This is a genomic window from Pseudomonas sp. NFX183 (assembly GCF_047943075.1).
Taxonomy (GTDB): domain Bacteria; phylum Pseudomonadota; class Gammaproteobacteria; order Pseudomonadales; family Pseudomonadaceae; genus Aquipseudomonas.
On the sequence record NZ_CP181333.1, the window covers coordinates 5,020,524 to 5,035,134 of the forward strand.

Annotated in this window: 2 protein-coding genes; one reads left to right on the forward strand and one right to left on the reverse strand. The window is 61.9% G+C overall.

Features of this window, described 5'->3' with window-relative positions:
• Nucleotides 1-11,853, forward strand: coding sequence for a non-ribosomal peptide synthase/polyketide synthase (locus ACM530_RS23560; RefSeq protein WP_416363288.1), 11,853 nt, complete (start codon nucleotides 1-3; stop codon nucleotides 11,851-11,853).
• A 288-nt stretch (nucleotides 11,854-12,141) separates the two neighbouring features.
• Here ACM530_RS23560 and ACM530_RS23565 read toward each other — a convergent pair whose 3' ends face one another.
• Nucleotides 12,142-14,583 carry a TonB-dependent siderophore receptor gene (locus tag ACM530_RS23565; protein ID WP_416363289.1) on the reverse strand — a complete coding sequence of 814 codons (2,442 nt, stop codon included), beginning with the start codon at nucleotides 14,581-14,583 and terminating at the stop codon, nucleotides 12,142-12,144.
• Nucleotides 14,584-14,611 lie beyond the last annotated feature (28 nt).

A 14,611-nucleotide genomic window follows, 5' to 3' on the forward strand; every position in this document is an offset into this window, starting at 1 on the left:
ATGCTTTCCAACCCTAATATCGATCTGGTCTCGCGCTTTCTTCGCCTGCCGCTTGAACAACGTCAGCAGTTTTATCAGCGCCTGCAAGCGCGTGGCATGAGCTTCGCGCAACTGCCGATTGCCCCGACCCGCCACGAGGTCCAAGCGCTGCCCTTGTCTTACGCTCAGGAACGCCAGTGGTTCCTCTGGCAGTTGGACCCTGACAGCGCCACCTATCACATCCCTGGCGCGCTGCGCCTGCAAGGCCAGTTGGACCTGGTGGCGCTGCAGCACAGTTTCGACCGTTTGCTGGCGCGCCACGAAAGCCTGCGTACCCGGTTGGTACAGGATGGTGAGCAGTTGTTGCAGGCCGTGATGCCTGAGGCTCGCGTTGAAATCGTGCAGCGACGCACGGACGAACAGCACCTGATGGCGCAGGTGGAAGCTGAGGTCGCGCGGCCTTTCGATCTGCTCCAGGCACCGCTGTTGCGAGTGACGCTGCTGCAACTGGCCGACGATGAGCATGTGCTGGTGATGGTGCAGCACCACATCATTTCCGATGGCTGGTCGATGCAGGTCATGGTCGAGGAGCTGGTGCAGCTCTATGCCGCCAGCAGCCAGGGCCGCAGCCTGGAATTGCCCGACCTGCCGATCCAGTACGCTGACTATGCCCTGTGGCAGCGCGGCTGGATGGAAGCGGGTGAGAAAGCCCGTCAATTGGCGTACTGGGAGTCACTGCTGGGCGGCGAGCAACCGGTGCTGGAATTGCCCCTCGATCACCCGCGACCGGCTCAGCAAAGCCATCGCGGTGCCAGTTTGCAGGTGCATCTGTCACCGACGCTGGTCAGTGGTATCAAGCGCCTTGCGCAGCAAGAGGGCGCGACCCCGTTCATGCTGCTGCTGGCTGCGTTCCAGACCTTGCTCTATCGCTACAGCGGACAGTCGGACATCCGTGTCGGCGTGCCGATTGCCAACCGCAACCGGGTCGAGACCGAGCGGCTGATCGGCTTTTTCGTCAACACCCAAGTGCTCAAGGCCGACCTTGACGGGCAGATGAGTTTCGTCGAACTGCTGCAGCAGACCAAGCATCGCTCGCTGCAAGCCCAGGCCCATCAGGACCTGCCGTTCGAACAACTGGTGGTGGCGTTGCAGCCCGAGCGCAGCCTGAGCCACAACCCATTGTTCCAGGTGATGTTCAACCACCAGACCGACGCCCAGGGCGGGCGCGAGGGCCAGCAATTACCGGGGCTGCGCGTCTCGGAACTGGACTGGGACAACCAGACCACGCACTTCGATTTGAGCCTGGACACCCATGAGTCCGCCGAAGGCATCTGGGCGGCGCTGACCTATGCGACCGACCTGTTCGAGGCCGCAACGATCGAGCGTTTGGCGCAGCACTGGCAGAACCTGCTGCACGCAGTGGTGAGCGCACCGCAGAGTCGTCTCAGTGATGTGGTGATGCTCGGCGCCGCCGAACAAACGGTGGTACTCGAGGAGTGGAACGCGCCAGCTACCGGCATCGAACTGCACGCGGTGCATCAACTGTTCGAGGCTCAGGCCCGGCAGCACCCTGAACGCCAGGCCTTGGCGCTGGACGAGCAGGCCATCAGCTATGGCGAGTTGAACCGCCAGGCCAACCGTCTGGCCCACTACCTGATCGCCCAGGGCGTAGGCCCGGAAGTGCTGGTCGGCATCGCCGTGGAGCGCTCGTTTGCTATGGTGGTGAGCCTGCTGGCGGTGCTCAAGGCGGGCGGTGCGTACGTGCCGCTCGACCCGGAATACCCGCGTGAGCGCCTGCTGCACATGCTTGAAGACAGCGGCGTGAGGCTGGTGCTCACGCAATCGTCGCTGCGTCAGCGCCTGCCGCTGCCTGGGCATTTGGCGACCCTGGACATCGACCTGGCGGATGCGCAACTGGCGCAATGTGCCGAGCACAATCCAGGACTCGACTTCGAACCGCGCAACCTGGCCTACGTCATCTACACCTCAGGCTCTACCGGCAAGCCCAAGGGCGTCGCCATCAACCATGCCGCCTTGAGTGAGTTCGCGAGCATTGCCGCTGACTATTCGTGCCTGACTGCGGACGACCGAGTTCTGCAGTTCGCGACCTTGAACTTCGACGGCTTCGTCGAGCAGCTGTACCCAGCCCTGACCCTCGGTGCCACCGTGGTGCTGCGTGGCGCGCAACTGTGGGACGGTGCCGAGCTGTACCGGCAGGTTATTGCTCAGGGCATCACCCTGGCCGACTTGCCCACGGCCTACTGGAAACTCTTTTTGCAGGATTGCCTGGCGGCGGGCCCGCGCGCTTACGGCGCACTGCGCCAGGTGCATATCGGCGGCGAAGCCATGCCGCTGGATGGCCCGGCGTTGTGGCGTCGTGCTGGGCTTGGGCATGTGCGCCTGCTCAATACTTATGGGCCGACCGAGGCGACCGTGGTGTCCAGCGTGCTGGACTGCAGCGCCGACACCACTATGATCGGCGCCAGCAACAGCCCTATCGGCCGCGCGCTGGCGGGGCGTGGGTTGTATGTGCTCGACCGTGATTTGAACCTGCTGCCGGTCGGTGCCGTGGGTGAGCTGTATATCGCCAGTGAAAGCGGCCTGGCGCGTGCCTATCTGCAACGCCCTGCGCTGACGGCGGAACGGTTTGTCGCCGACCCTTTCAGTCATTCGGGTGCGCGCCTGTATCGCACGGGTGACCTGGCTCGCCGTCGCGCTGATGGCGTGATCGAGTACGTCGGGCGGGTCGATCATCAGGTCAAGATCCGTGGTTTCCGTATCGAGCTGGGTGAGATCGAGGCGTTGCTGCTGGCCCAGGCAGGCGTGCGCGAAACGCTGTTGCTGGCGGCTGACAATCAGCTGCTGGCCTATGTGGTGCCGACGCAACCGCTGGCCGAGCAAGAACAGTTGGCTGCTGGTGAGCAACTCAAGGCCAGCCTGCGCGAGCAATTGCCGGATTACATGGTGCCTGCGCACCTGATCTTCCTCGCACGCATGCCGTTGAACCCCAATGGCAAGCTGGACCGTCAGGCCCTGCCAACACCCGATGCCGCCGCGGTGCAAGTCGATTGGCAAGCGCCATTCACCGCCTTGCAACAGCAGGTTGCGGCGATCTGGGCCGATATCCTTGGCACTGAGCGTGTAGGCCTGACCCAGCACTTCTTCGAGCTGGGCGGGCATTCGTTGCTGGCGATGCAGGTGGTCTCGCGTATTCGTCACGCGCTGAACCTGGAAGTGCCGCTCAAGGCTCTGTTCGAGCAGCCGCGCCTGGACGGTTTCGTCGCCGCTATTGAAGCCCATTCCCCGACCGCGCCAAAGGCGCCGGCGCTGGTGCCGGTGGGGCGTGACCAACCGCTGCCGTTGTCGTATGCCCAGGAGCGCCAGTGGTTCCTCTGGCAACTGGAGCCGCAAAGCGCGGCGTATCACGTGCCCAGTGCCTTGCGTTTGAAAGGGCAGTTGGACATTGCCGCGTTGCAGCGCAGTTTCGACACGTTGCTGGCACGGCATGAAAGCCTGCGCACGCATGTGCGCCAGACCCACGACGGCGCAGTGCAGGTGATCGACCCGTTGGCGTCGGTGCAGATAGTGTGTGGCGATGTCGAGGAGGCCCAGCTCAAGGCGCGAGTAGAAGCTGAAATTGCCAAGCCGTTCGACCTGCAACAGAGGCCGTTGCTGCGCGTGACGCTGCTGCGACTGGCGGCTGACGAGCATGTGTTGGTGCTGGTTCAGCATCACATCGTGTCCGATGGTTGGTCGATGCAGCTGGTGGTGGAGGAACTGGTACAGCTTTACGCCGCGTACAGCCAAGGGCAGGGCGTGCAATTGCCGGCGTTGCCGATTCAGTACGCTGACTACGCTGTGTGGCAACGCAACTGGATGGGCGCGGGTGAGAAAGCGCGCCAACTGGCCTATTGGCGAGAGGTGCTGGGCGGTGAGCAGAGCGTGTTGGAGCTGCCCTTCGACCATCCACGCCCGGCCGTGCAGAGCCACCGTGGCGCACGTCTGCCTATCGAGCTGGCGCCGACACTGGCCCATGACCTCAAGGCATTGGCCCGGCAGCAAGGTGTGACACTGTTCATGCTGTTGCTGGCGTCGTTCCAGACCTTGCTGCACCGCTACAGCGGTCAGGAAGAAATCCGCGTCGGCGTGCCGATTGCCAACCGCAATCGCAGGGAAACCGAGCGCCTGATCGGCTTCTTCGTCAACACGCAAGTGCTCAAGGCCGACCTGCATGGCCAGATGAGCGTCGAGCAGTTATTGCAGCACACGCGCCAGCGCGCGCTGGATGCTCAGGCGCATCAGGACCTGCCGTTCGAGCAACTGGTCGAAGCCTTGCAACCGGAGCGCAGCCTGAGCCACAACCCGTTGTTCCAGGTGATGTTCAACCACCAGACCGATGTGGGTCAGGCCCAGGTTCAGCACCAACTGCCGCAGTTGCAGGTAGAGGGGCTGGACTGGGAGAGCAAGACCGCGCACTTCGATCTGGACCTGGATATCCAGGAATCCAACGAGGGTATCTGGGCCACGCTGGGGTATGCCCAGGATTTGTTTGAGGCCGGCACCGTGCAACGTATGGCTCGCCATTGGCAGAACCTGTTGCAGGGCATGGTCGCCAACCCGCAGCAAAGCCTCAGCCAATTGCCGCTGTTGGACAGTGCCGAGCAGCAACAGATTCTGCACCTGTGGAACTGCACCGATTCGGGCTTCTCGGCCAAACGCCTGGTGCACGAATTGGTCGCCGACCGTGCGCGGGAAAACCCGAATGCAGTGGCAGTGAAATTCGATTCGCAAACCCTGACGTATGGTGAACTCGATGGCCAGGCCAATCGCCTGGCGCATGCGCTGATCGCCCGAGGTGTGGGGCCGGAAGTACGCGTGGCCATCGCCATGCCGCGCAGTGCCGAGATCATGGTGGCGTTTCTGGCGGTGATGAAATCCGGTGGCGTCTACGTACCGTTGGACGTGGAATACCCACGTGATCGCCTGCTGTACATGATGCAAGACAGCCGTGCAAAATTGTTGCTGACCCACTCGGCTGTGCAGCAGCGGCTGCCGATCCCCGAAGGCCTGGAAGCGCTTGCGGTTGATCAGGTCCAAACTTGGGCCGAGGCTGACGACAGCGCCCCTCAGGTTGCACTGGACGGCGACAACCTGGCCTACGTGATCTACACCTCCGGCTCCACCGGTATGCCCAAAGGGGTGGCCGTGTCCCACGGTCCGCTGGTGGCGCACATCATCGCCACTGGCGAGCGTTACGAAACCGGCCCGGCGGATTGCGAACTGCACTTCATGTCGTTCGCTTTCGATGGCTCCCACGAAGGCTGGATGCACCCGCTGATCAACGGCGCCAGCGTGCTGATCCGCGACGACAGCCTGTGGCTGCCGGAGTACACCTACGCCCAAATGCACCGCCACAATGTGACGATGGCGGTGTTCCCACCGGTTTACCTGCAACAACTGGCCGAGCACGCCGAACGCGATGGCAACCCACCGGCAGTGCGCGTCTACTGCTTTGGCGGGGACGCGGTAGCCCAGGCGAGTTACGACCTGGCATGGCGCGCACTGAAACCCACCTACTTGTTCAACGGCTACGGCCCGACCGAAACCGTGGTGACGCCGCTGCTGTGGAAAGCCCGTAAGGGCGACCCGTGCGGCGCGGTGTATGCGCCCATCGGCACGTTGCTGGGCAACCGCAGCGGTTACGTATTGGATGCGCAGTTGAACCTGCAACCCATCGGCGTCGCTGGTGAGTTGTACCTGGGCGGTGAGGGGGTGGCGCGTGGTTACCTCGAGCGCCCGGCACTGACCGCTGAGCGTTTCGTACCGGACCCGTTCGGCAAACCTGGCAGCCGCGTGTACCGCAGCGGCGACTTGACCCGTGGTCGCCCGGACGGTGTGGTGGACTACCTGGGCCGTGTCGACCATCAGGTGAAAATCCGTGGTTTCCGTATCGAATTGGGTGAAATCGAAGCCTGTCTGCGCGAGCAGGACAGTGTCGGTGAAACCGTGGTGGTGGCTCAGGAGGGCCCATCCGGCAAGCAATTGGTCGCCTATGTGGTGCCGTTGGCCCCGGCGTTGATCGACGATGCCGTGGCGCAATCGAACGGCCGCGAGGCGCTGCGTCGTGCCTTGAAAACCCGTCTGCCGGATTACATGGTGCCCACGCATCTGATGTTTTTGCCGCGCATGCCGCTGACGCCCAATGGCAAGTTGGACCGCAAAGGCTTGCCGCTGCCCGACGTGAGCCAGATGCAGCAGGTCTACGTAGCGCCACAGAGTGAACTGGAGCAGAAGATTGCCGCGATCTGGTCCGACGTGCTGCGCCTGCCGCGTGTGGGCTTGCATGACAATTTCTTTGAACTGGGCGGCGACTCGATCATTTCGATCCAGGTGGTCAGCCGCGCCCGCCAAGCGGGTGTGCGCTTCACGCCCAAGGACCTGTTCCAGCACCAGACGGTGCAGAGCCTGGCAGCCGTAGCCCGCGAAGGTGAGGGCGCAGTGGTGCTGGATCAGTCGGCGCTGACCGGCGAGTTGCTGCTACTGCCGATCCAGCACGCGTTTTTTGCCGATGACATCCCGCAGCGCGAGCACTGGAACCAGTCGGTGGTGCTGCAGCCGCACCAACGGTTGGAGGTGCCTGTGCTGTTGGCGGCACTTGAGGCGTTGATCGTGCATCACGACGCCCTGCGCACTATGTTTGTCCAAGGTGCAGACGGCTGGCGTGCGGTGTATCGAACTGCGCAGCAGCATCAGGCCGAACAGGTGTTGTGGCAGACCACGCTGAACACCGCTGAAGAGCTTGAGGCCCTGGGCGAAGAAGCCCAGCGCAGCCTCGACCTGAGCCAAGGCCCGCTGCTGCGTGCGGTGTTGGTGGGCATGGCCGACGGCTCGCAACGCTTATTGTTGGTGATCCATCACTTGGTGGTGGACGGTGTGTCCTGGCGCATCCTGTTGGAAGATCTGCAAACCGCCTACCACCAACTGGTCGAAGGCGTCAGCGTGGTGCTGCCGGCCAAGACCAGTTCCACCCGCGCCTGGGCCGAGCGTTTGCAAGCGTACGCCGGTACTGCGGCGCTGGCCGAGGAGTTGTCGTGGTGGCAGTCGCAGCTGCAGGGCAGCCGCGCCGGTTTGCCGGGCGCCGACCCGCAGGCCAGTGTCAGTAACCGGCACGCCCTGAGCGTGACGACGCACTTGGATCAAGGGTTTACCCGGCGCTTGTTGCAAGACGCTCCAAGTGCCTACCGGACCCAGATCAATGACGTGCTGCTGACCGCTTTGGCGCGCGTTATCGTGCGCTGGACCGGTGACGCGTCGATGCTGATCCGCCTGGAAGGCCACGGCCGTGAGGACCTGTTCGACGAGATCGACCTGACTCGCACCGTCGGGTGGTTTACCAGCCTTTATCCATTGCAATTGGCACCAACCGACTCCCTGGCGGGTTCGCTCAAACAGATCAAGGAACAGCTGCGCGCGGTACCGCACAAAGGCCTGGGCTTTGGCGCCTTGCGTTACCTGGGCAGTGCCGAGGCGCAACAGGCATTGGCGGGTTTGCCGCGCCCGCGCATCACGTTCAATTACTTGGGACAGTTCGACACCAGCTTTGAGAGCGGCGAACAGGAGGGCTTGTTCGCGCCTTCCGGTGACGCCAGTGGCGCCGAACAAAGCCTCGATGCGCCGCTGGGCAACTGGCTGGAAATCAATGGCCAGGTGTACGGCGGCGAGCTGAAGTTGAACTGGAGTTTCAGCCAGGCCATGTTCGCCCAAGCAACCGTGCAACAGCTGGCTGATGAGTACGCGTTGGAACTCAAAGCCTTGATCGAACACTGCTGTGCTGCGGCCAATCAGGGCGTGACGCCGTCGGACTTCCCGCTGGCGCGCCTGTCGCAAGTTCAACTGGATGCGTTGCCGCTTGCCGTTTCTGAGGTTGAAGACCTGTACCCCTTGTCGCCGATGCAGCAAGGTATGTTGTTCCAGTCGCTGTATGGCGAAGGGTCGGGCGATTACATCAACCAGATGCGCATCGATGTGGACGGTTTGGATGTACCGCGCTTCCGCCAGGCCTGGCAGGCGGCGGTTGACCGGCATGAAATCCTGCGCAGCGGCTTCCTCTGGCAGACCGATGTGGAGCAACCGTTGCAGGTGGTCTACAAGCAGCGACGAATGCCGCTTGAGGCGCTTGATTGGCAGGACCGCGCCGATTGCCCTACGGCACTCGATAGCCTGGCCGAATCGGCACGCGTTCAAGGTTTTGTATTGGAGCAGGCGCCACTGTTGAGCCTGTCGGTGATACGCACGGGTGCGTCGAGTTATCACTTGATCTACACCAATCACCACATCCTGATGGATGGCTGGAGTGGTTCGCAGCTGTTTGGTGAGGTGTTGCAACATTATGCCGGCGAGCCGCTGTCTGCACCGACCGGGCGTTACCGCGACTACATCGCCTGGTTGCAGGCGCAGGACAAGGCCGTCAGCGAAGCCTTCTGGAAGGCTCAACTGGTCAATCTGCAGGCGCCTACGCGTCTGGCACCTGGCCTGTCGAGCGATGAGCCTGCTGCATTGGCGGCCAATGGTGAGCATCGCCTGAGCTTTGACGCCGCTCACACCGAACGCCTCAAAGCGTTCGCGCAAAGCAACAAGGTTACCCTCAATACCTTGGTGCAAGCTGCCTGGTTATTGCTGCTGCAACATCACACCGGGCAGGCTACCGTGGCCTTCGGCGCCACCGTGGCAGGTCGCCCGGCCGAGCTGCGCGGTATCGAGCAGCAAGTGGGTTTGTTTATCAACACGCTGCCTGTGGTGGCCACGCCTGAGGCGCAGCTGTCGGTCAGCCAGTGGCTGCAACAGATCCAGGCGCAGAACGTGCGCTTGCGCGAGCAAGAACACACGCCGCTGTTCGAGATCCAGCGTTGGGCCGGGTTGGGTGGCGAGGCGCTGTTCGACAGCATCCTGGTGTTCGAGAACTACCCGGTGTCCGAGGCGTTGGAGCAAGGCGCGCCGTCGGGCCTGCGCTTTGGTGCGGTGCACAGCCTGGAGCAGACGCACTACCCGTTGACCGTGCTGCTGGGCATGGGCGAAAGCCTCGGGCTTGAGTTCAACTATGACCGTCAGGCCTTCAGCGCCGCACATATCCAGCGCTTGGCCGAGCACTTCCAGCAGTTATTGAATGCCTTGATCGTCGATGCCGACCAACGCCTGGCCGCACTGCCGTCCGTGACCCAGGCCGAGCGTGAGACGTTGCTGGCATGGAACGCCACGGCTCAGACTTACCCGCTGCATCAGGGCGTGCATCAGTTGATTGAGGCCCAGGTGCTACGTACGCCGCACAGTCCGGCCCTGGCCTTTGCCGGGCAGCAGTTGAGCTACGCCGAACTTAACCGTCGGGCCAACCGCCTGGCGCATCGTTTGGTGGCGGCGGGTGTCGGGCCGGACGTGCTGGTGGGGCTGGCGGTGGAGCGCTCCATCGAGCTGGTTGTCGGCCTGTTGGCCGTGCTCAAGGCCGGCGGCGCCTATGTGCCGCTGGACCCGGAATACCCGCGTGACCGACTCAGCTATATGCTGCAAGACAGTGGCGTGAATCTGCTGCTGACCCAGGCACATTTGTTGGCGCAACTGCCGCTCCCGACAGGCGTGCAAAGCCTGGTGCTGGAGACCGGCGAAGCATGGCTTGAAGGTTACAGCGAGCACAATCCTGATGTCGCAGTGGATGGCGAGAACCTCGCGTATGTGATCTACACCTCGGGCTCGACCGGGCAGCCCAAGGGCGCCGGCAATCGGCATTCGGCATTGACCAATCGACTTTGCTGGATGCAGCAGGCATACAGCCTGGATGGCGGCGATACGGTGCTGCAGAAAACCCCGTTCAGTTTTGACGTGTCGGTGTGGGAGTTCTTCTGGCCACTGATGACCGGCGCGCGTCTGGTGGTTGCAGCGCCGGGAGATCATCGCGATCCGGCCCGGTTGATCAGCTTGATCAACGCCGAGCAGGTCACCACGCTTCACTTTGTGCCATCCATGCTGCAAGCCTTCTTGCAGGACGCGGCGGTCGGCTCTTGCCATAGCCTGCAACGCATTGTGTGCAGCGGCGAAGCATTGCCGGTGGACGCGCAGCAACAGGTTTTTGCCAAGCTGCCCGCTGCCCGGTTGTACAACCTGTACGGGCCGACGGAAGCCGCGATTGATGTGACCCACTGGACCTGTGTCGAGGAAGGCAGTGATGCCGTGCCGATTGGCCAGCCCATCGCCAACCTGGGCTGCTACGTGCTGGACAGCAACCTGGAGCCGGCGCCGGTGGGCGTGTTGGGCGAGTTGTACCTGGGCGGTATTGGCCTGGCGCGGGGTTATCACCGTCGGCCGGCGTTGACCGCTGAGCGTTTTGTGACTGACCCCTTCGGCAGTGGAGAGCGGCTGTACCGCACTGGCGACCTGGCGCGCTATCGCGACGACGGTGTGATCGAGTACGCGGGCCGCATCGACCATCAGGTCAAACTGCGCGGGCTGCGCATCGAGTTGGGTGAAATCGAGGCGCGTCTGCTGGAGCATGAGTGCGTGCGTGAAGCGGCCGTGCTGGCCGTGGACGGCACGCATTTGGTGGGTTACCTGGTACTGCAGGCGCCGAGTGAGGATTGGAAATCCGTGGTCGGCACGCACTTGGCTGCGCACTTGCCGGATTATATGGTGCCCGCGCAGTGGGTCGTGCTTGAGCAGATGCCGCTGAGCCCGAATGGCAAACTGGATCGCAAGGCGCTGCCCAAGCCTGAAGCCAGCGGCGCAGACCAATACCAGGCGCCGCACAGCGAGATTGAGCAACAGGTTGCAGCGATCTGGAGCGAGGTGCTGGGTGTTGAGCGGGTGGGGTTGAACGACAACTTCTTCGAGTTGGGCGGCCACTCCTTGCGCGTGCTGTTGCTCAAGGAGCGCATCCGGCAGGTCAGCGGGGTCAACCTGTCTGTCAGCCAATTGATGCTCAACCCAACCGTGCGCGGGCAGGTTAATTGCCTGCAGGGCGATGCGCGCAGCGAGTTGATCGTCAAGCTCAACAGCCAGACTCAAGGTACGCCGCTGTTCATGTTCCACCCAAGCTTTGGTTCGGTGCATTGCTACACCGCGATCGCCCTGGCGCTGCGCGAGCAACGCCCGGTGTACGGGGTGATCTGTCGTGCGCTGGTGGAAGAGGGCGCGTCGGTGCCTGAATGGCAGGCGATGGTTGACGATTACGCCGCGCAATTATTGGCGGCTCAGCCACAGGGTGCCTATCGCTTGGCCGGTTGGTCGCTGGGCGGCAACCTGGCGATGGAAGTCGCCTATGCGCTGGAGCAAGCAGGGCGTGAGGTGGAGTTTGTCGGCTGGATCGATTCGGCGCCGCCGCAGTGGCTCAAGCCGTATTGGGACGCGGTGATCGTGGAGGAGGGGCGCGAGGCATCCGCCAATGAGCGCCGTGCGGCGTTGCTTGGGGCAATGTTCCCGGCGTTTTCCGAGCAGATTGAAGGTGCGTGGCAGGAGTGCCAGCGTCAGGCAGCGGATGAAGACGGGCAATGGCACGCGTTCGTGGCCTGGGCAGAGCAGCATTTGGGTGAAGGTTTTACCCGCATCAAGGAAGAGTTGCTGCGTGGCAACGAGGCGCAGATTTCCTGGGAGGTTGACCGTGCGTTGAGCGAACGCTTGGAAGCGGCGGACTTCAAGCCGATCCAGGCGTCGGTCAGTTGCTGGTGGGCCTCATTGAGCCGCGCGGGGCAGTTCAAGGACCTGATCGAACAGAACATGGCGAAGGTGATTGGGCAGGGGCGCATCGAGCGTTCGGTGATGATCGACACCGATCATGACGGCATTATCGACAGCGCCGCGTTCATCAACAGCCTGGTGGCCGCCATGGAGTAAGGAGGGCGACGCACGAATCAACCCGGATCATTGATCCGGGTTTTTTGTGCTGGATTTCAGGTCGGGCAGGCATCAAAAAGGGCTCCGCAGACGTGATTTTCTGTGGGGGCTGGCTTGCCTGCGATGGCATCGACTGGGGGCCTGATATTTCGAGGTGCATGCATCGCAGACACGCCAGCTCCCACAGTTGACCGAGCATGGTCTTAATACACAGGCATAAAAAAGCCCGATGAGAGCGGCGCTTTCATCGGGCGTTGGGTTGATCGCCTGGGCGATCAGTGCATTTGATCAGAAGTCCCAGCGGGTGCTGAACATCACGTTACGCGGCTCACCGTAGGCGGCCGAGTTATAGAAGCCCACGTTGGTGTAGTAGGTGGTGTCGAAGATATTGTTGAGGTTGACGGTCGCCGAGAGGTTCTTGGTGACCTGGTAGCGGGTCATCAGGTCCACCACTGTATAGGACGACTGGGTGATGTCCTGGTTTTTATTGAGCGGCTGGTTCCAGATTTCATTCCAAGCCTTGGTCTGCCAGCGCACACCGCCACCGACGGTGAACTTATCCAGAGCACCCTTGAGTTTGTAGGTGGTGTTCAGGTTGACCTGATTTTCCGGCTCGAAGGTGGAGATTTTCTTGCCGTCTTCGTCGCGCACGATCTTGTGGGTGTAACCGCCCTGCAGCTGCCAGCCTGGGCTCAGCTCACCGGAGATTTCTGCTTCGTAGCCTTTAGTGACGGCCTTGGAACCCTTGAACGCATAGTTGTCGGGTGTCGGGGTTTGGTTGTTGTAGGCATCGTCAGAGATAGCGCGATTGGTCTCATGCACCTCGAAATACGCAAGGCTGGTGTTCAAGCGGCCGTCAAAGAACTCGCCCTTCAAGCCTATCTCGTAGTTTTGCCCTTCGTCCGGCTCCAGCAGCGTCTGGTTGCGGTCTTTATAGGTGCTTTCCTGAGGTTGGAAAATATCGGTATAGCTGGTGTACACCGAGAAATTGTCGTTCAGGTCATAGATCACACCCGCATACGGGATGAACCGGCCGGTTTCCTTATAGGAGGGGTTAATACCGGTGACGTGATAGTTGGCGACGCGACCGCCGAGAATCACGTTCAGGTCATCCATTACGTTCAAGCGTGTCGTCACGTAGTAGCCGGTCTGACGGATATTGTCGTCGGTGTACTGCTGGACCGGGCCGTAGATCGGCTTGGCGATCTTGCCATTCCAGTTGTAGAAATCGACTTTGTTGCCGCCTGGCCATTCCGGTGACCAATAACCCTTGCCCTGCCAGCGCGAGGTGCCGATCGAGCCGCCTACGACCAGTTCATGGTCGCGGCCGAACAAGCTGAAAGGCCCGGTGGCATACAGATCGGCCGAGGTGCTTTTGGTTTCGCCCGTGTACTTCTGCCCATTGACCGACGCGCTGCCATCGGACTGGGGCTCAACGAACTGAATCGAGCCAAGGTCGGCGTGGTAGCTGTTGATCTTGTGGTCAAGTTGGAACTTGGTGACCCAGCCATCGCCCAGATCATGCTCGAGCATGGCAAAGGCGGTGCGGGTGTTTTGTTCCCAGGAACTCCAGGTGGTGCCGTTGTTGTAGGAGCGGGGCATCTTGTTGATGCTGCCGTCGTATTTCACCAGCGGGAAGGAACCAGACCAACTCGAACCTTGTGGAATGCTGTCCTGGTAGTCGAAGCCCACGGTCAGCATGGTATCGGGGGACAGGTCGAACTCGGTAATGCCGTAGTAGGTTTCGGTCTTGCGGGAGTAGTGGTCCATGAAGGAATTTTTGTCTTGGTACGCCGCCACTGCGCGACCACGGACGTTGCCGCTGTCGGTCAACGGGCCGCTGACGTCGACTTCGCTGCGGTAGTTGTCCCAGGAACCTGCGCCCAGTTGCACATGGCCTTTGAATTCCGAGGTGGGCTTCTTGCGAATCAGGTTGATGGTCGCGCCCAGAGAGCCGGCACCGTTGAGCAGGCCGGTGGCGCCCTTGAGAACTTCGACGCGGTCGTAGATCGCCATGTCGCTCAGGGTGTTACCTGCCGAATAGCCAACGTTGCGCACGGTGGACGGAATGCCGTCGTACTGGAAGCTGTTGACCGAAAAACCACGGGAATAGTAGTTGGTACGGTCGGTGTCATAGGCCGACACGGTGATGCCCGGGGTGTGGCGCATCACGTCATCGACGTTATTGAGGCCAAAGTCTTCGATGTGCTGGCGGGTGATCACCGTAATCGACTGCGGGGTTTGCCGCGGCGTCAGGCTCAAGCGGGTTGCCGTGGCAATGGTGCCTGGCGTGTAGGAACCGGAGCCCTCGGTGATGTTGCCCAGGGCGTTGCCGGTTACCTCGGTAGGGCTCAATTCCAACGCTGCGGATGTACCGGCGGCGGTCACGGTCAGCGAGTTGCCATTGAAGGTGTGGGTTGTCTCTGTGCCACCCAGCAAGGTGTCGATTGCCCGCTGCGGTTCCATTTTGCCCTTGACTGCGTGGCTGCTCTTGCCCTGCACATCGCTCGGGCTGTACAGCACCTGCACGTTGGTCTGGCGCCCAAACTCCTGCAGTGCGCTCCCTAGCGACTGTGCAGGAATATCCAGCTCGATCTCCTGTGCCTGCGCATAACCTGCAACCGGCAGCGATATCGCCAGGGCCAAGGCGCTCGGAAGAAGATTGATGTTCAGGGCCCGGCGCATGGATAGCGCTTTGCTCAGGGGGCTGAGACCGAGTCTTGCTGGCATGGATGCTTTCTCTTCTATGTTTAAGTGG

Excerpts from the sequence above, each read along its gene's own strand:
- ACM530_RS23560 (WP_416363288.1), top strand. The coding sequence starts at position 1 with ATGCTTTCCAACCCTAATATCGATCTGGTCTCGCGCTTTCTTCGCCTG.
- ACM530_RS23565 (WP_416363289.1), bottom strand. The coding sequence starts at position 14,583 with ATGCCAGCAAGACTCGGTCTCAGCCCCCTGAGCAAAGCGCTATCCATG.